Source organism: Eisenbergiella massiliensis (assembly GCF_003435485.1).
Window position 1 is genome coordinate 1 of record NZ_QVLV01000023.1, and the last position, 19142, is coordinate 19142.

Sequence of the window (19142 nt, forward strand, 5' to 3'; positions counted from 1 at the left end):
AAAGAGGTGTGTCGAATAATCTGCACGTGATACACAGTTTATTTGACACACCCTAAGATTTACACAGATTATCTGTTCAAACAGAATCAAAAGCTATGCGAAATATTACCTTCATCACAATTGCAGTAATCAGATCCATTCCATCGTGTAATATATAAAGAAAAATCCGCTCTGCCATAAAACAGAACGGATTTTTCCATTTTCCATGAAAATTTTCATAATGGTCACGATCTCTGAATTACTGCTTCATTTCATCATTCCGGCAAAATTTATTTCCCCACAGCCAGCACCTTTGCCTCAAATGGCTTCAGCTCCATGCTTCCGGAAACCGTTTCTCCCGTGAACAGATCCACGCATTCCTTTTTCAGTTCCACAGCAGCGCATTCATCCAGGTAATTCAAAACAAACAGATACGTCTGCTCCCCTTCCCTGACCGCCAGCTCACAGCCCTCCGGCAATACAACTGTATCTGCGTAAGGCTCTGCAACACCCAGCTTTTCCAAGAAAATCTCCGCCGTATGCTCAGAAAAAGCGCCGCCAAAATAATACACCCTTCCTTTTCCCTGCTCCCTGCTGATAAGCGCCGGCGTCCCCGCGTAATAGCTGGAAGAAAACCTGGCCTCCACCTTCGCATCCTCTGTCAGCGGCGCAAGCAGATCGTTAAATACCGCCGCTTCGATCCGGGTGCCGTCCCAGTCCGCATAAACAGTTCCGTCCGCCGGGGAAACAAAGGTATATTCCGGAATATCCGTCCCTGTCAGCGGCGCAAGCAGGCCGGGCAATTTACTCATCACACATTTTCCCGTCTCATCCTTATACCCGGTGCGGCAGCCCAGCACCAGACAGCCGCCCTGCTCCACATATGCCGTCAGCTTATCCGTCATCTGCTGTGTCAGCATGGTTGCATGAGGATAGAACAGAACCTGATATTTTGACAGCTCCTCCGCCTTCATATGATCCAGATAGCAGAAGTCAAAGGGCGTATGCTTTCTCTGGCAAGCCTCAAAAAGCCCTTTGCCGCTTTCCCTCTCCACTCTTCCATGCCAGGCGTCCACTACGCTGTCCCACAGATTATCGTAATCTCTTACAAGACCCACCTTCGCCTGATAACGGCTTCCAGCCACACAGGCCATACGTCCTGCCTTCTCATGGATTTCCTTCAGCTCGGAAAGCCGCCTGTTGTCCCTTCCCGAATAATCCAGGATGCCGTGCCAGTAAATTTCCGTCCCCATAGTGCAGGTACGCCACCGGAAATAACTCACATAATCCGCCCCGTGGGCAATACTCTGCATCGTCCACAGCGTCATCTGCCCCGGCTTTGGCGTGGGTGCTTCCATCCGGCTGTTCCAGCCGTTTGCTCCCGACTGCTGCTCCATAATGCCGAAATTAGGGGAAATCGCTCTGGCCTCCGCCAGATTGCGGCTCCACTTTCTGTCCCGCATGCTTTTATCGTCCGGCTCATAGGAATCCAGGCAATAAGCAAAATTCGGGTAGGAGTCATAGGTGATAAAATCAAGGCTTTCCTCCGTCATACGGTGGTTATCCAGATTCCCGAACAGCCCGTTTGTGGTAATGAAATCCCCGGGCTTTACATATTTTTTCAGAATATCGCTCTGCATTCTTGCAAAACGGCAGGTACTGTCAGAAATAAAACGTATATAATCCAGCACCTCATGAGGATTGGTAGAATTACTGGGCGTCGGCCGGGGCACATAGATTTCCTCCCATTCCGTATAGGTCTGATTCCAGAAAACAGTCCCCCAAGCTTCATTCAGCCGGTCCAACGTACCATATTTTTCCTGAAGGAACACACGGAAAGCCGCCGTATCGCTTTCGGAATAAAACTCATTCACCTCACAGTTAAGCTCATTGTCAATCTGCCAGCCGATGATGGCAGGATGCGCCGCATAATGGGCGGCGGATTTCTCCACGATCCGTTTCACCAGCTCCTGATATTTCGGAGAATTGTAGTTGTAATGCCTCCGGCAGCCGTGACGGTAAAGCACCCCGTCCTGTCTGGCATTGAGCACCTCCGGGTATCTGTTGGTCAGCCATGCCGGCGGCGTGGCGCTTGGCGTACAGAAAATGACCTTCATGCCCGCGCGTTCCGCTATTTCCAGAAACCGGTCAAAAAATTCATAGGTAAATTCCCCTTCCCTGGGTTCGATTTTACTCCAGGCAAATTCCGCCACACGGACCACTTCAATCCCATTCTCCAGCATCCGCCGCAGATCCTCTTCCCACATGCCCTCCGGCCAATGCTCCGGATAATAGCAGGTGCCCAGCGTGATTTTTTCCAGGTTCATACTCCGTTCCATAATTTCTCTCCTTCCGCCCCCCTGGGGCTGCACATTTTATTTTTCCAGCCGTCCAATATCTTTACAGCTGCTTAATTCCCTTCTTTTTACCGCATCCGCCCAAAATAATTACGGCACTTTACGGCACTATCTGATTTTTCTCACCGAAGCGCCCTTTACCAGCTGTACCGGCGAGCCTGACACATACTTTACTTTTTTTCCCTCCAGCATATCCAGCAGGATATCCGCACATTTCGCTCCCTGTTTTTCCGGAAACAGGCCCACCGAGGTGAGCAGCGGATCCATATACTTCCTGGCGGAGCTTCCATCGATCCCTATGATAGAAATATCCTCCGGCACCCGCAGCCCCATGGAATGAAAGGCCTTGCACATTCCCAGCGCAAATTCATCGTTAAAAGCCACCACTGCCGTGGCATCCAGCCTTCTTTCCGCAAACAGCCTTGCCGCCAGCTCCCCTTTCCCGAAAAAATCCTCCTCCATCAGCTGCATGCCGTCCTCCCGCCTCTCATCCTCCAGAAAGGATAAAATTCTGCTGTCTCCCGCCATATCTTCCCTGTAGACGCCGATATAATACTCCTTCAGCCTGTCCCCGTAAACTTCCTTCATCAGCGAGCAGAAGGAAAGCCTCCTGGCATCCATGGAGCTGAAAGGATAAGGCATGCCCAGCGCAATCCTCCTGTGCCCGTTTTCACGCAGCGCGCGGACCGCAAGCTCCATCACCCTGACCATATCGATTTCCACCCGTGGCACCGCCCTGGAAAAGCCCTCCGCATTTCCGTAAGAAGCGCTCACCACCGGAAGACGGTAATTCCTCCCCACTGTATCCAGGTAATGCTGGGTAATGCCTTCATTGGGCATGATAATTCCGTCAATCATGGCATTCCTGATTTTCTCAAAATCCATGCTGCCGTTGAAGACCACCATATAATCCCTCTTCCCGGCCGCCTCCACCATCCCTCTGTACATATCTATGTAAAAAGAATTCTTCAGATCCTTGCAGAAAAAAAGAATCTGCTTCGTCCTCCTCTTCTGCAGCGCCTCCGCCACAGGATGGGGATAGTAGCCAAGCTCCTCCGCTATGGCCAGTATTCTTTTTTTCTTCTCCGCCTCCACGTATCCGCTGTTGTTCATCGCCCTGGATACCACGGAAACCGATACGCCGGCTCTGAGCGCAACCTCTTTTCTGGTGACCATTCTCTCTCCCCTTTTCAGCAATAAGGTTTCAGGCTGTTCCTGCCTTCCGCCGTCTTTTTCTGCCCGGAACCTGACAGGATATGAGGTTATTGTAACATATGGGGGTATGATTGTATCTTAGCTTTTATGAAAAAAGGTTGCAATAGCGGAAAATGTGGTCACGGGGCCACATTCATACTAAAAAAGAAGACAGCATTTACCGTCTCCTTTTTGCCATCCCTTTATCCTGTCTTCTCCGTGCCCTTTAGTCCAAGCCTCACATACTGCTCTTCAGGTGCTTGTGCCTCCCTCATCCCTGCTTCCAGTTTTTTGCACATATCAGCTTCTTTTTCCGCATCTTCCAATCTGTTAAGCTGTTCATAATCATTCTGTAAATCAAAAAGCATTGATGTCATTACATACTCTATATTACCTGAATAATCTTCAGGAAACAGCGCCGGAATTTTATAAACTGGATAGTGGGTGTAAGGAAGGAATCTGCCCATTTCCATTGCCTGCGCATATCGCTCATCAAAATATCTCCAGCATGTGGACGGAATTGCACAGTACTGGTATAAAGGGCTGTTTTCCCTGTTTTCAGGTGCTCTAAAATAAGTATATCTGCCGTCATAAACATTAACTGCTCTGCCGAACCAGCCATAAATCACCTGTTCTCTCGGCTTTTCTCTATCCTCAGCAATATCCCGGAGACTCATTCCTTTTACCCGTTCCGGTATTTTACATCCATGATGCTGCAAAATTGTAGGCATAAGATCTATATTCTGTGTCAGCGCCTTTACCCTTTTCCCGGATTCTTTTGTACCAGGGAAATGAATCATCAGTGGTATATGAGCCATTTCATTATAGGCATGCATAATATTTTTTCCGGTAAAACCATGTTCTCCCAGCATATGCCCATGGTCGGTCGTAAAAATAATAAGCGTATCTTCATACATATTATTCTTTTTTAATGTTTCAAGAAGCCTTCCAAACCAGTAATCAGCCATGCTCAACGTTCCAAGATAACATTTTTCCAGATGCTCCACCGCTTCCGCAGGCTCTGTTACTTCTGCATACGTGGGCCAGCAAAATTCCCGGCCCACATAGTTGTCATTATACATTTGATGATATTTTTCAGGGCAGTCAAAAGGTTCATGTGGATCAAAGCTTTCTACCATAAGAAAAAAATCGTCTGCGCCATTGTTTTGTTCAACCCAACTACAGGCCGAGCGGAAGGTTCGGGGAGAAGGATATTCTGACTCCTTCGTAAATTTGGTTCTGTTAAGCAGATACTGAGATGACTTTTTTCCATAACTTTCCGGATCAACTGAAGGCTGGTTCACACGGGAAATCCAGGTATCAAATTCCTGTCCTCTATGATAATCCCACGTATTGAACAAGTAGCAGTAATTTTCTCCTCCAATTTCAAAGTAATGTGTGTGATCGGTCGTAATATGCGTAAAAACGCCATTTTCACGCAGTACGGAAGGAAGCGTAATATCAAAAGGTTCAACACCGCCCCATCCCCTTTCCAAGAACTGCATCCGTCCGGTAAAAATATCCCTTCTGGCAGGCATACAGGGTGCAGAACCGATAAAATGATTGTCATAAATAATACAGTCCTTTGAAAAAGCATTTATATTCGGTGTGATTCCTTTTGCCCTCTCATTATATGTTTTTAAATACCGCCTGTTCAGTGTATCCATTAATACCAAAATCGTTTTCATAATTCCCCCCTGTTCTGTTATCCCTTAATTCCGGTTGTCACAATTCCCTCCACAAAGTATTTCTGCATAAATACATACATAACGAGTAGCGGAAGCATAATCAGCGTTGTCGCCGCCATCAGATAATTCCATTGCGTAATAAACTCTTCTCTGAAAACACTCAGGGCAAGTTGTACCGTCCACATATTTTTTCGTGTGGTTATAATCAGAGGCCACGTATATTCATTCCATGTACTTGTTGTTTTAAACACAATCAATGTTGCAAATATAGCCTTGCTGAGAGGAAGATATACGCGAACAAATGCTCCGAATCTGGATAGACCATCAATTTTGGCTGCATCATCCAGAGATTTTGGGAAGTTCATAAAAAACTGCCGAAACAGGAATACACCGAATGCACCTGCTATGTAAGGAGCAATCATACCTGCATAGGTATTGATCAGGCCGGTTCCTCCCTGCCCCAGAATATTGTTTCCTCCCATAAGAGGAAAGTATTTCATCGCTACAAAATTAGGCAGCATGGTAACCTGTTGAGGTATCATCATACCCACAAGCGCAAGAAGAAACAGAAAATCCTTTCCCTTAAATTCCATACGTGCAAATGCATATCCTGCCAGAGAGTTAATAACCAGGCTGATAATCACTGCCAGAAATGTTGTATAAAAGGAGTTCCAGAAAAATCTTCCCCAATCAGATGATTTCATGGCATCCGCATAATTGGAAAACAGCCAGTGTTCCGGTAACAGCCGGAACGCCGCACCGGAAATTTCCGCCTGGGTTTTCAATGATGTAAAAAACATAATTAAAAAAGGAATAATTATGATAACGCAGAACAAAAGCATCAGCAGAAATAAAAGTAAACGGGCACCCTTTTTCATTTTCATCTGTTTTCTCCTCTATCCGATATCCAAATCCTGTCCCTGATTCCCATATCTGAAGTTCAGCAGTGTAAATATCAGAATAATGAGCAGCAGGAAAACCGCCTCCGCAGCGCCGTAACCCATCCGGTATTCTGTAAAAGCTCTCGTGTAAATCTGATGTACTATTGTTGTTGTAGCATTCATCGGTCCGCCGCCGGTCATTACATTCACCTGCTCAAATACGTTAAACGCATTGATCACTCCGGTAATCACAATAAAAAAGGTTACAGGGCGAAGCATTGGTATTGTTATTCGGAAAACCTTCTGCAGATAGCCGGCTCCGTCTATGGATGCCGCTTCATAAAGATAAGAAGGGATGTTATTCAACCCGGCCAGATATAATGTCATATAATAACCGACCCCCTTCCACACTCCCATAACTATCATTGCGCCCAAAGCTAATTTTTCATCATACAGCCATTGCCTGGCCTCAAAACCAAGCGCCTCCAGGATTACGTTAAACACACCGTTAGTAGGATCATACAGCCAAAGCCAGACCATCGACATTGAAACCATGGATGTGACGTATGGAAGATAAATAAAGCCTCTGAAAAAACGTGTGCCCCAAAGCGCCGCGCTATTTAAGGCCAGTGCGAGGACAAACCCCAGAATGAGAGTCATAAATACCGTAAATACCACATAAATAAAAGTGTTTTGCACAGATTTCCAAAACAGCCCATCATGGAAAAGAGCAATATAATTTTTAATTCCGGTAAAAGAAATTGTTTTCAGATTAAAATCTGTAAAACTCAATCCAACATTCACTACAATAGGAAATAATACAAATAAAAGAAAAAATATATAATATGGAGCAATAAACCAGTAAGCACACCGGTCGGTTGTGACACCCTTTTTCTTTTTCATCCAAATCCCCACCATTTTTATTAGTTCTATAGCAGCGGGCAGGTTTAGCCTGCCCGCATTGCTGTACTGTTTCTGCTATTCTATCTCCTTTTCCAACTGTGACAGCGCATCATTTAACGCCTGCTCTGCTGTCTTCTTTCCATTGATTACTTCTTCATAAGCAACGGAAACATATTTATTGTAGACACTGATCCAGGGCACGGTGGCTTTGCCTTTTCCACTTTCCACATAATCAATAACCGCTTGATTCAGTTCCGGGTTCCCTGATTGAATGAACTGCTCTTCCAAAGATTTTTTTACGATTGGCACCTTAAAGTCTTCGGTCCTCATCCAGACAATTTCATTGGAAAGCATATGCTGCATAAACAGCCAGGCTGCTTCCTTATGCTTTGAGGTTGCTCCCATTGCTATCAGATTATAGCCACAGAAGGAAATCCCGGGTTCTGAGCCGTCTTTCGACAGTACCGGAAGATACCCCAATTCAACTTCCGGGTTATCCTTCATAAACTGTCCTATCTGCTGAGGGGATAAATTGCTGATGGCCGACATTCCTTTCATAAATGGCCGTTCATCTCCCTTCTGTTGATCATGAGGAATGGAAACATTCATCTGTGCCAGTTCTCCCAGAAATGAGAAAGCATCTATGGCTGCCTGATCCGTAAACGCCGGCTTCAGATTCAATTCATCAATTACCGGTGAACCTGCACTTCGCATATAAGGTTCTGTAAAAACAAGCGAGCTGTCAATTGAGGGAATATCCAGACCGGCAAAAACCACTTTATCCCCATCTCTTTCGGTTAATACCTCCGCCGCATTTTTTAGTTCTTCCCATGTAGCCGGAGGATTTTGCGGATCCAGTCCCGCTTCTGTAAATTTATCCTTTCGGAAAGCATACACCTGAGGATTGGGGAAAATTCCCAGTGCAACCTGATTCCCCTGATATTTCCCCATTTCATAAGCACTGTCAAATAAATCGTCCTTTTCCTCCCATCCCTCTATATAGCTGTCAAGCTTTTCGAAATCACCTAAAGCACCCCGGGACCCGACTTCCGCCAAAACCAGCTGAATAACATCCGGATAGGTATCACTTAAAACAGCTGCATTTAATTTCGTTTCCTGATCTGAAATCGTTGAAGACATTCCGGTAGCTTCTACCTTTATATTAGGATATTTTGCTTCGAAGGAATCCACACATTTCTGTACGAATTCCGTATCTGCCTGTGATGTTCCCTGATGCCAGTATTGTATTGTTACCTGTTCACCGCTTTCAGATTTTTCATTGGTTCCCTGTGCCTGTGTACTTTCCTGTGCCGATACTGCGCTGTTTTCCTCTGTTGCAGTGTCCTGTGGTACCTGCTGTGTATCGCTGCTGCCACAGCCTGCCAGCATAGCTGCCCCTATCATAATTGCCAATAACCTTTGTACTTTATTTCTTTTCCGCATAAGTCCCTCTCCTTCCGATTCTTACAACAGCTGAAGGCCTTCATTCCTTGTAAAGCCATATTAACATTACCGTATAAAAAATACTGCTTCTATTTATTGGCAGTTTTAAAATATATTCATATAATCTCTTTTTATTTTTATGTGCAGTTTTATTTTTATAATATTTTTTGATCCTTTTCTCTAATCTTCTGATTGTGCATTTTATACATTTCATACCATTTGCCAACTACACTTTTGTATTATATAATGAATGAAGTCCAGAATGAGGTGAAAACGATGCGGAATAAAAAAAGTATTTCTTTTCAGATAATTATTACGGTTATCATATCTTTCCTTGCTTTATTCCTTTTTTTCTCTATACTTACTACCGAACTGTATTACAGGAATGTAACTGATATTATGCAAGAATCTCAGCAGCATTCCCTTACACAGTTAAATGAAAGCTTTGATGTTTTTTATCAGCAGATAATTTATATTCTGATTCAACTGTCCGGTGATACCGTATTAAAACAGTATCTTACAAAGGAACCGGAAGACAACTTTGAATATTATCAGATGCAACGGTATGTACATGATTTTCTCCAAACCTACAATGGTTTTTTTCCCAATTCTAACGTACACCTGATCCTATATGGTGAAAACGGGCAGACTTATACCACCTATAATGAAACCTTATATTTAGAAGATACTGGTATCCTTAAAGAAGATTTTGTAAAACAGGCAGAAAAAAATCACCGCCGGCTTGGAGTGTCTTATTTCCATTCCGGTCTGACCCCCTACACCCAAAATGATGATTACATGTATTTTGCCCACGCCTTATATGATCCCTACCGTTCCAGATATTATGGCACAATCCTGGTTGTAATAGATGAGTCATGCTTCCAGAATCTGTATTCCGATTTAATCCAGGATAACAATCATTTTTCTGTTATTACAGAGGACGGCCTCATTATTTCCGACAGCAAAGCTGAATTTCTCAACAGCTCTGATTCCACCCTTCTTGATATCGCCAGAAAAAACTCCGACGGCGTATTGGAATATGCGGGAGAAAAGTGGATTCCAAGCTCCATATATAACCAGTATTTCGATTTTTATATCCTACAGTTAACTGAATATAATGCCATTACATCCAGAGTCTCTCCATCTATCCTGCGGATATTGGAATTATGCTGTTTTGCCCAGCTCCTTATAACAGTGGTTCTTATATGTCTCCTTCAGAAAATCACACGCCCAATTCACAGGCTGTCCGTAGCCATGCAGAATGTTTCAGACAGAGATCTTCTCTCCCGTCCTGAAAAAATGAATTTCACAGGTTGTTCAGAAGCCCGGCTTCTCGGTGAAAGCTTCAATGAAATGTTTTCAAAGCTTGAATACTATACAAAAAAACTAATGCAGGAACAGGATGCCCGTCATGCAGCCGAACTGAATTCCCTGCAGCACCAGATTAACCCACATTTCATTTACAATACGCTCGCTTCCATCAGATACCTTTCTATGGCAGGCCAGCGGGAAAAGGTCATAACAGGAATCAACTCTCTCACAAAGCTCCTCCGAAAAACGCTGGGGGATATCAGAGAAACCATTCCTTTGGAGCAGGAACTGGATTTACTGCAAGATTATTTCCAAATCCAGCTGTTGCGCTATGGTGATGGCATCCGTCTTTACTTAAATGTACAAGAGACCTGCCTTTCAGCTGCGGTTCCCAAATTTTTTCTTCAGCCTCTGGTAGAGAACTCTATTTTTCATGGTTTCTCCACCAACACCCCCTGTGGCAGTATCAGCATTTACGCCACGATAAACGGCGCAATTCTGAAACTGGAAATTATGGATAACGGTGCTGGAATTCCACCGGATATCCTGATGCACATTATGGATGTTTCTGCAAAAAACAATCGAAACAGCCTTACAAAGATAGGTCTTAAAAATATTGAAGACCGTATCAAAATGATTTATGGACCCCAATATGGCCTCAATATAATGAGCACTCCAGGGTATGGCACTCAGGTAATAATACATCTGCCTTTGATATATTTTGAGGGGGAAAAATGCTATGAAAAATCTTCAGAAGATAGTCATCATTGATGATGAGATGGTTCTTCGGAACGGACTGAAATATCTCTGCGACTGGGAGGCTCATGGATTTACAATTGCAGGGGAAGCCTCTAATGGCATTGAAGGTTTTCAGCTGATACAGGAAATCCGGCCGGATATTGTTATTACAGATATTGTCATGCCAGGAATGGACGGCATCAGCCTAACCGCCCAGATTAAAGAGCATTTCCCCAATATTCATATTATTGTCCTTAGCAGCTATGACAATTTTGCTTACGCAAAATCCAGCTTTAAGCTTGGCATCGCCGATTATCTGCTTAAACCGGAACTGGAAGCTGCAGATCTTCTTCATCTGCTGGAAAAGCTCAGCAGGACTTCTGGTTTGGATGATTTCAAAAGTTCCGCCTCTCAGTTTTTCCAAGAAATTCTTACATTCTGCAGCCTGGAGGAGGAGGAATATCTGGAGGAATTTAATGACAGAGGTATCCATTTTAAAGAAAAAATACCATATACGCTGATGGCAGCTCCCTATCAGGGGACTATACCGGTTCACAGGCTTCTTCCTGCCGTGACAAATCTTTCACTGGAGCTATTTCCGGCCTGTCCCTGTATCTCTTGTGTCACAAGTCAGGGCTACCTCTGCATCCTTCTTCAGGCAGTAAGCGCTACGGAACTTCCGTCTCATGCCCGGCTTACCGAGTTTACCGTTCAGCTGGAAAGGAAACTGGAAAATAGTTTTCTTTTCGCATGCATGCCGGTATTCTCCGTACTCAGTAACCTTTCTCAGGTATATGGAGAAATGTGCGGACTGCTTTCCTACGGTTTTTACTTTCCGGAAAAAACATTACTGTTTCCTGAGGATGTCCATAAATGCGAGCTTGCTTTTCCTGATACTTCTTTTTCAAATTGTCTGGATCCATTACGTCTTGATGATGCCAGAAATCTTGTATACAATTATCTGAGCAATGCAGAAGCACAGGCCGGCATGGATGTATTTACCTTGAAAAAACAAGTAGAGAATGCAATATACAGACTCATACAGACGCTTGCGGACGCCTCGTTTCCAACCGATGAAATAAATTCAAAAAAGGTAATGTATTTTAAAAAAATGGATATGTCAGCTGACTGTAATTCTCTCAGACAGGTTCTCTCCGAAACATTTGCCGAGCTGGAGGATATTGTCCGTAAGGGCACGCAGGAAAGAGAGGGTAATCTATTCTACAAAATTGAAGAATATATCCGTCTGAATTGCGAACAGGAACTGAAGCTATACGATCTGGCCAAACAGTTTCACCTGAATTACACTTACCTGTCCACACTTTTTTATCAGAACACAGAAGAGCATTTCTCTGACTATCTGAATCGTATGCGTGTTGAAAAAGCCAAGGGACTTCTGCGAACCGAAAATAACTCCATTCAATGCATCAGTGAAAAATGCGGCTTTATAAATCAAGGCTATTTTTCAAAAATATTCAAAAAATTTACAGGCTGCTCTCCTAAGGAATATCAAAAGCTATACCACAAAAGCCGCTGAAATGTGCCAAAAAACCCTGAACCGCAAAAGCGGGAGCCGGTTAAGGAAACTTTTTTAGTTTTGTGATAAGCAGCGTAATGTACGAGAGTATGTTACGCTGCTTTTCCTTTCAATTCGAGTTGCGCCACAAGCTGTGTTGCACCAACTTCCCCGATAAAGGTATAGTAGATGTCAATTTTCTGCTGGCGGTGGCCGCTGCTCTTGTCACCCTCATGGATAACAATTTTCTCTATCAGATCGTGAAGCATACCACGGGAGAGTTCTTCAAAAGAAGTGTACTTCCTGGCCATCTTCAAGAAGCTGTCTATTTTAATGACTTTGCTTTCAGCTTCATTGACCTGTTTCTGAATATCTGCGATTTCAGAACATGTATCGCGCTGTTCTTTCTCATAGTCTGATGACAGTTTTTTGAACCGTTCGTCAGACAGCTTTCCACTTATATTGTCCTCATAAAGCCGTTTGATGATGTTATCCAGCTCACCAATCCGACGCTCCTTTGCAGCCAGTTCCTTTTTCATGGACTGTATCTGCTTTTGCTGCTCCTTTGCGGAGCGATTCATTAAACGCCGGACAAATTCCTGTTCGTTTTCAAGTGCAAAAGTAACTGTCTGCTTTAGGTTTTCCAATACCAGATTTTCCAGAACCACTGCTCTGATGTAGTGCATGGTACAGCTATTTGTCCGGTCACGGTATTTCCCACAGCAATAGCACTCCTGATTTTTACTGATATTCTGTCCACGGTGAGCGCGGAGTGGGGAACCGCAGTCTGCACAGAACAGCAAACCAGAGAACAATGCCATTTCCCCCTGCTTGGTAGGACGTGGCCGCCCCTCCCGCAGTCGCTGAACCTGCTCCCAAACCTCTTGCTCTACCAGCGCCGGGTGAGTATTCTCAAAAATCATCTGCTGATCCTCCGGGGTAGGCAGCCGCTTCTTGAACTTATAAGACTTGGAGTAGGTTTTGAAGTTGACCGTGTGGCCCAAATATTCCTTATATTCCAGAATGTTGGCAATCGTGCTGTCAGACCAGTTATAAGGTGCTTCCGGGTGGTAGTTCCGCTTTTTCCCTGTCCGGCGGAATGCCAGCGTACCAGGTGTGGGGATTTTTTTCTTGGTCAGGATATTTGCTATCCGAACCGGCCCCAGCCCCTGTGCGGCCAGATCAAACATCAGCTTGACTACCCAGGCTGCTTCCGGATCGGGAACAAGCTGGCCACCTTCGCCCTTAATATAGCCATAAGGAGGGTTGCTGCTTATCCGTTGCCCGGACATACCTTTCATTCGCTTGACCGCCCTTTGCTTCTTTGAGCAGTCACGGGCATACCATTCATTGAACAGATTGCGGAACGGGGTCAGGTCATTTTCGCCCTTTTGAGAATCTACACCGTCATTGACAGCAACAAAGTGAACCTCATATTCCGGGAAGATCATTTCCGTATACATGCCCACCTGCAAGTAGTCACGGCCAAATCGCGACATATCCTTGATAATGACCCTTTTTACTAAACCAGCCCGCACATCAGCTACCATTCTTTGAAAATCAGGGCGGTCAAAAGCTGACGTTAGATAACGATACTTTTGAAAACACTGGAAAATCAAGGTTTTTCGAGCGACGGACAAGCAGGGTATTGTACTAAAAACTGAATACGACGCAGAAGCGGCGTTTCTTACTCTCTACATGGGAGAACAGGAACGCCGCTTTTTTATGCCCTTTGTTACGCAGTAGGGGCAGAAAAAGCCTTGCTACAAGCGATTTTGCGGGCGCGTATCTGGCGCGGCAAGGGATTTATACCTTATCCCCCGAAACCGCGCTTCTACTGCGTAACAAATCCACAGCAAAAGGAGTGATTTACTATGGCAGTTTTCAGAGTGGAACGGAACAAGGGCTACACCGTAATGAGCAACCACCACCTACGCAACAAGGAGCTTTCCTTAAAGGCAAAAGGGCTGTTGTCGCAAATGCTGTCACTCCCCGAAGATTGGGACTACACCTTGAAAGGCTTATCCCTTATCAACCGGGAGAAGATAGACGCTATCCGCGAAGCCATTAAGGAGCTTGAACGCGCCGGGTATATCGTTCGGTCAAGGGAGCGCGACGAGAAAGGACGCTTGCGGGGCGCGGACTATGTGATATTCGAGCAGCCGCAGCCGCCTACGCCGGATTTACCTACATTGGAAAATCCAACATTGGATAATCCAACGCAGGAAAAACCAACATTGGAAAAACCTACGTTGGAAAATCCAACGCAATTAAATAAAGATATACAAAGAACTGACTTACCAAAAAAAGAAAAATCAAATACAGATTTATCAAGTACCCATTCCATTCCTATCCTTTCCCCTAACCCCTCTCCTTGCAGAGAAGCGGCTACGCCGCCGGAACGGAAAGGAACGGAAGCGGCAGCACAGAGCGCAGTTGATATATACCGGGAAATCATCAAGGACAATATCGACTACCACATTCTCAAACAGGACATGAAGTTTGACGGGGACAGGCTGGACGAGATTGTAGACCTCATGCTTGAAACCGTATGCACCGCCAGAAAGCGGGTACGGATTGCGGGGGACGACTACCCGGCAGAGCTTGTGAAATCTAAGTTTATGAAACTGGACGGCGAGCATATCCGCTTTGTGCTTGACTGTATGCGGGAGAACACAACGAAAATCCGCAACATCAAGCAATATCTGAAAGCAGCCCTTTTCAACGCCCCGTCCACTATCGGCAATTATTACACTTCCCTTGTCGCCCATGACATGGCAAGCGGCGCACTGTCACCGAAGAAGCCGCAGTACGGCGACCCGGACTATTATTCATTCAAACCGGGCGAAAGCCTGTAAAACAACAAAAGGAGGATTTTATTATGGCACAGAAAATGACAGGAGCATTGGTATTTGACGAGCGCACCGACCGTTACGACATTCGCTTTGACTTAAACAGCTACTACGGGGGCTTGCATTGCGGTGAGTGCTTTGACGTATTCGTGCGGGGCAAGTGGAAGCCGACCCGGATTGAGTACGGCGACAACTGGTATCTTGTGGGTATCAGAGCCGAGGACTTGAACGGGCTGCGGGTGCGTATCTGACCGCCGCCCCATAAAGAAACGCGAAAGGAGGACGCGAGGAATTGCAGGACGAAGTAAACGAAAAGACCATAGCCCTTTACATCAAGACCGGGAAGCTGACCGCCCAGACGCTCCAAAAGGCAATGAAAGCCATACTGTCAAAGGGCAAAAAGCAGCTTGCAAAACCGCCACAGGGAAAGCAGAGCTTAAAGCAGCTTATGAAGCAGAACGCGGGCGTTTCCAACATTGAGATTACCGAGGGCAATATCAAAGCCTTTGAGAGTACGGCGAAAAAGTACGGTATCGACTTTGCGCTGAAAAAGGACGCAACGGAAAGCCCGCCCCGCTATCTGGTTTTTTTCAAGGGGCGGGACGCGGACGTGCTGACCGCAGCCTTTAAGGAGTTTTCCGCAAAGAAGCTGACACAGGAGAAAAAGCCCTCTATCCGAAAGCTGCTCTCTACGCTCAAAGAAGCCGCACAGGGCAAGAACGCGGAACGGGCAAAGGTCAAGAACAAGGACAGGGAGGTATCGCTATGAAGCCGGAAATCAAGAAGCTGCTTATCCTAAATCTCCCGTATCTGCTCTTTGTCTGGCTCTTTGATAAAGTGGGCGCGGCTGTCCGTCTATCCCCCGGCGCGGACGCAAGCGCAAAGCTGCTACATCTTGGGGACGGTTTTACCACCGCCTTTTCCAGTATCGCGCCGAGCTTCCACCCGGCAGACTTACTTATCGGCATTGCGGGGGCGGTCATTGTCCGGCTGATTATCTACACCAAAGGCAAGAACGCGAAGAAATACCGCCGCGGGACAGAATACGGTTCGGCGCGTTGGGGCGGGGCTGACGACATAAAGCCGTACACAGACCCGGTATTTGAGAACAATATCCCCTTAACGCAGACGGAACGGCTCACCATGAACAGCCGCCCGAAGCAGCCGAAATACGCAAGAAACAAAAATATTCTTGTAATCGGCGGTTCCGGCAGCGGCAAGACCCGGTTCTTTGTGAAACCGTCGCTCATGCAATGTACGTCAAAGGATTTTCCAACGTCGTATATCGTCACTGACCCGAAAGGAACACTGATTTTGGAAACCGGGAAAATGTTGCAGCGGTACAAATACCGTATCAAAGTGCTAAATACGATTAACTTCAAAAAATCCATGAAATACAATCCCTTTGCCTATCTGCGGAGCGAAAAGGACATTTTGAAATTAGTCAATACCATTATCGCCAACACCAAAGGCGACGGGGAAAAATCCGGCGAGGATTTCTGGGTGAAAGCGGAAAAGCTCTACTACACCGCACTAATCGGCTATATCTGGTATGAAGCCCCAGAGGACGAGAAGAACTTCACGACGCTGCTTGAAATGATAAATGCGTCGGAAGCCCGCGAGGACGACGAGGATTTCCAGAACCCGGTTGACCTCATGTTTGAACGTCTGGAAGAAAAAGACCCGGAACATTTTGCAGTCAAGCAGTACAAAAAATACAAACTGGCGGCGGGCAAGACCGCAAAAAGCATACTTATCTCATGCGGCGCGAGGTTAGCCCCATTCGACATTAAGGAGCTGCGGGAGCTTATGGAAACCGACGAAATGGAGCTTGACACCATAGGTGACAGAAAGACCGCCCTTTTCGTGATTATCAGCGACACCGACGACACCTTTAACTTTGTCGTGAGTATTCTCTACACACAGCTATTCAACCTCTTGTGCGACAAAGCAGATGATGAATACGGCGGGCGGCTTCCCGTCCATGTACGGTGCTTACTTGATGAATTTGCGAATATCGGGCAAATCCCCAAATTTGAGAAACTAATCGCAACCATACGGAGCCGGGAAATCTCCGCGTCAATCATCTTGCAGAGCCAGTCACAGCTAAAGGCAATCTACAAGGACAACGCCGATACCATAGTCGGCAACTGCGACACCACGCTTTTCTTGGGCGGCAAGGAAAAAACCACGCTCAAAGAAATATCGGAGATTTTAGGCAAGGAAACGATAGACAGCTTCAACACTTCCGAAACAAGGGGGCGGGAGCTTTCGCATGGGCTGAACTATCAGAAATTGGGAAAGCAGCTTATGACGGAAGATGAAATCGCAGTCATGGACGGAGGGAAATGTATCTTGCAGCTACGCGGGGTGCGCCCGTTCTTTTCGGACAAATTCGACATAACGAAACACCCGAAATACAAGTACCTATCCGACGCAGACCCGAAGAACGCCTTTGACATGGAAAAGCACCTTAAACGCCGCCCCGCCATTGTCAAGCCCGACGAGGTTTTTGACTATTACGAGATTGACGCAGCAGACTTACAGGAGGACGCAGACCATGAGGAAACGTAGCGCAGAGGAAAAACAAAAGCAGCTTGAACGGTTTTTAATGAATGTTGCGGAAGCCGCCGACGCTGCATTATGGGAGTATTGGCGGGAAAAGGAAGCGGAACACCGCCGTTTTGCAACGGAGTATGTCACGCGCCGGGGGCTTATCCCTCAACAGTGACAGCATGGCAGACCGCCGGGGAGGGGGGGACAGGGGAAGCTACACTTCCCCTACGCTGCCTTGCGGCAGCTACCCCTTTGTGAACTTGCGGGAAGCGAACACCTTGCTATGCAAGCTATTCACTTCCCGCAAGTCTGAATAATACCCGTCCGGCAGCACAGCGGGACACCGAAAGGAGGAATCGAAGCAATCACATATATCAATATCGGCTACATGATACGCGCCCCTACTTTCCGGCGCAGCACACAGCGGCAGGAGCCGCACCCCCCTACAACTGAATACCGCCGCGCCGCAGAACTTACGCAGCGCGGGGACAGCCGCCTTTACCAGAGGGCGGTTTTTTTATGCGGCGGCATACGCTGACCGCCTTTTGTCCGCTTGCCGGACAGCCGCAGACGCGGCAGAAAGGATTTATTTATGGCATTTTTCAATAGCGCAGTAGACGTTTTGCAGACCCTTGTTGTAGCACTTGGAGCCGGGCTTGGTATCTGGGGCGTTATCAATCTCATGGAGGGCTACGGCAACGACAATCCGGGCGCGAAGAGCCAGGGCATGAAGCAGCTTATGGCGGGCGGCGGCGTTGCCCTTATCGGCATGACCCTTGTACCGCTGCTTTCCGGCTTGTTCGGTTAAGAAGCGCGGGTAAAGGCTTATGCAGAGCATACTTGACGCGATTAACGAATGGATAAAGGAAATCCTCATAGGAGCCATAAACGGTAATCTGTCAACTATGTTCGGGGACGTAAACGAGAAAGTCGGCACTATCGCCGCAGAGGTAGGGCAGACCCCGCAAGGGTGGAACGCAAATATATTCTCCATGATACAGACCCTTAGTGAGAATGTAATCGTACCCATTGCGGGGCTTGTCATTACCTACGTCCTATGCTATGAGCTTATCAGCATGGTAACGGAAAAGAACAATATGCACGACGTTGACACTTCCATGTTCTTCAAGTGGGTGTTCAAGGCGTTTGTGGCAGTCTACCTTGTGACGCACACCTTTGACATCACTATGGCGGTGTTCGATATGGCGCAGCACGTTGTTTCCGGCGCGGCGGGGGTAATCGGCGGCAGCACAGAGATTGATGTTGCCGCCGCCCTTGCTTCCATGCAGGACGGGCTTGACGCTATGGAAATCCCCGAACTGCTCTTACTTGTCATGGAAACAAGCCTTGTGAGCTTGTGCATGAAAATCATGTCCGTACTGATAACCGTTATCCTCTACGGGCGCATGATAGAGATTTACCTTTACTGTTCGGTATCGCCTATCCCGTTTGCAACAATGACGAACCGGGAATGGGGGCAGATAGGAAACAACTACCTCAAATCCCTGTTCGCTATCGGTTTTCAAGGCTTCCTCATTATGATATGCGTCGGCATTTACGCGGTTCTGGTAAACAACATGATAATAGCGGACAATCTGCACAGCGCGATATTCTCCCTTGCAGCCTATACCGTTATCCTCTGTTTCTCCCTGTTCAAATCCGGCGCACTGGCGAAGTCGATATTCTCCGCGCATTAGCGGCGTGTCAAGGGCAGGGTGGAGATT

The 19142-nt window shown here is 46.4% G+C and carries 16 protein-coding genes; 9 read left to right on the forward strand and 7 right to left on the reverse strand.

Annotated elements, in window-relative coordinates; genetic code table 11:
• Positions 1-269 precede the first annotated feature (269 nt).
• The 6 genes from DXC51_RS23210 to DXC51_RS23235 form a co-directional block, all read right to left on the reverse strand.
• A complete protein-coding gene (locus DXC51_RS23210) occupies positions 270-2318 on the reverse strand; it encodes a beta-galactosidase (protein WP_025491541.1) in 2049 nt (682 codons plus the stop codon).
• 126 nt (positions 2319-2444) lie between these two features.
• A complete protein-coding gene (locus DXC51_RS23215; RefSeq protein ID WP_021639566.1) occupies positions 2445-3512 on the reverse strand; it encodes a LacI family DNA-binding transcriptional regulator in 1068 nt (355 codons plus the stop codon).
• A 221-nt stretch (positions 3513-3733) separates the two neighbouring features.
• Positions 3734-5218, reverse strand: coding sequence for a sulfatase family protein (locus DXC51_RS23220; protein ID WP_021639568.1), 1485 nt, complete (start codon positions 5216-5218; stop codon positions 3734-3736).
• Between the two features lie 17 nt (positions 5219-5235).
• Entirely contained in the window at positions 5236-6102 is an 867-nt protein-coding gene (locus DXC51_RS23225) for a carbohydrate ABC transporter permease (protein WP_021639569.1), read from the reverse strand.
• Between the two features lie 12 nt (positions 6103-6114).
• Entirely contained in the window at positions 6115-7002 is an 888-nt protein-coding gene (locus tag DXC51_RS23230) for a carbohydrate ABC transporter permease (RefSeq protein WP_049942492.1), read from the reverse strand.
• A 75-nt stretch (positions 7003-7077) separates the two neighbouring features.
• Positions 7078-8445 carry an extracellular solute-binding protein gene (locus tag DXC51_RS23235; RefSeq protein ID WP_021639571.1) on the reverse strand — a complete coding sequence of 456 codons (1368 nt, stop codon included), beginning with the start codon at positions 8443-8445 and terminating at the stop codon, positions 7078-7080.
• Between the two features lie 399 nt (positions 8446-8844).
• On the opposite strand from DXC51_RS23235, the gene DXC51_RS23240 reads away from it, so the two are divergent.
• Together DXC51_RS23240 and DXC51_RS23245 are read left to right on the forward strand one after the other, a co-directional pair.
• The gene (locus DXC51_RS23240; RefSeq protein WP_181970177.1) at positions 8845-10527 is read left to right on the forward strand and encodes a cache domain-containing sensor histidine kinase; all 1683 of its coding nucleotides are present in this window, start codon (positions 8845-8847) and stop codon (positions 10525-10527) included.
• A complete protein-coding gene (locus DXC51_RS23245; protein ID WP_021639574.1) occupies positions 10496-12031 on the forward strand; it encodes a response regulator transcription factor in 1536 nt (511 codons plus the stop codon). Before DXC51_RS23240 ends, DXC51_RS23245 begins: the two co-directional genes overlap by 32 nt.
• Before the next feature lie 92 nt (positions 12032-12123).
• On the opposite strand, the gene DXC51_RS23250 is transcribed toward DXC51_RS23245, so the two are convergent.
• A complete protein-coding gene (locus tag DXC51_RS23250; protein WP_147332399.1) occupies positions 12124-13629 on the reverse strand; it encodes a recombinase family protein in 1506 nt (501 codons plus the stop codon).
• A gap of 255 nt (positions 13630-13884) precedes the next feature.
• Here DXC51_RS23250 and DXC51_RS23255 point away from each other — a divergent pair, with 255 nt between their 5' ends.
• From DXC51_RS23255 to DXC51_RS23280, 7 genes are all read left to right on the forward strand, one after another.
• On the forward strand, positions 13885-14868 hold the full coding sequence (locus DXC51_RS23255) for a DUF6017 domain-containing protein (protein ID WP_002569163.1): 984 nt from the start codon (positions 13885-13887) through the stop codon (positions 14866-14868).
• A 23-nt stretch (positions 14869-14891) separates the two neighbouring features.
• Positions 14892-15113: a DUF5348 domain-containing protein gene (locus tag DXC51_RS23260; RefSeq protein WP_002569164.1), complete on the forward strand. Its 222-nt coding sequence runs from the start codon at positions 14892-14894 to the stop codon at positions 15111-15113.
• Positions 15114-15154: 41 nt separating this feature from the next.
• The gene (locus tag DXC51_RS23265; protein ID WP_002569165.1) at positions 15155-15631 is read left to right on the forward strand and encodes a PcfB family protein; all 477 of its coding nucleotides are present in this window, start codon (positions 15155-15157) and stop codon (positions 15629-15631) included.
• Positions 15628-17436 carry a VirD4-like conjugal transfer protein, CD1115 family gene (locus DXC51_RS23270; protein WP_002569166.1) on the forward strand — a complete coding sequence of 603 codons (1809 nt, stop codon included), beginning with the start codon at positions 15628-15630 and terminating at the stop codon, positions 17434-17436. Before DXC51_RS23265 ends, DXC51_RS23270 begins: the two co-directional genes overlap by 4 nt.
• Positions 17423-17593 (forward strand): hypothetical protein, encoded by a 171-nt coding sequence (locus DXC51_RS29675; RefSeq protein WP_002569167.1) that lies wholly within the window; start codon positions 17423-17425, stop codon positions 17591-17593. Before DXC51_RS23270 ends, DXC51_RS29675 begins: the two co-directional genes overlap by 14 nt.
• Before the next feature lie 417 nt (positions 17594-18010).
• Complete coding sequence (locus tag DXC51_RS23275) at positions 18011-18226, forward strand: Maff2 family mobile element protein (protein ID WP_002569168.1); 216 nt, start codon at positions 18011-18013, stop codon at positions 18224-18226.
• A gap of 19 nt (positions 18227-18245) precedes the next feature.
• Positions 18246-19115, forward strand: a complete 870-nt coding sequence (locus tag DXC51_RS23280; protein WP_002595174.1) for a VirB6/TrbL-like conjugal transfer protein, CD1112 family — start codon at positions 18246-18248, stop codon at positions 19113-19115.
• Positions 19116-19142: the final 27 nt, after the last annotated feature.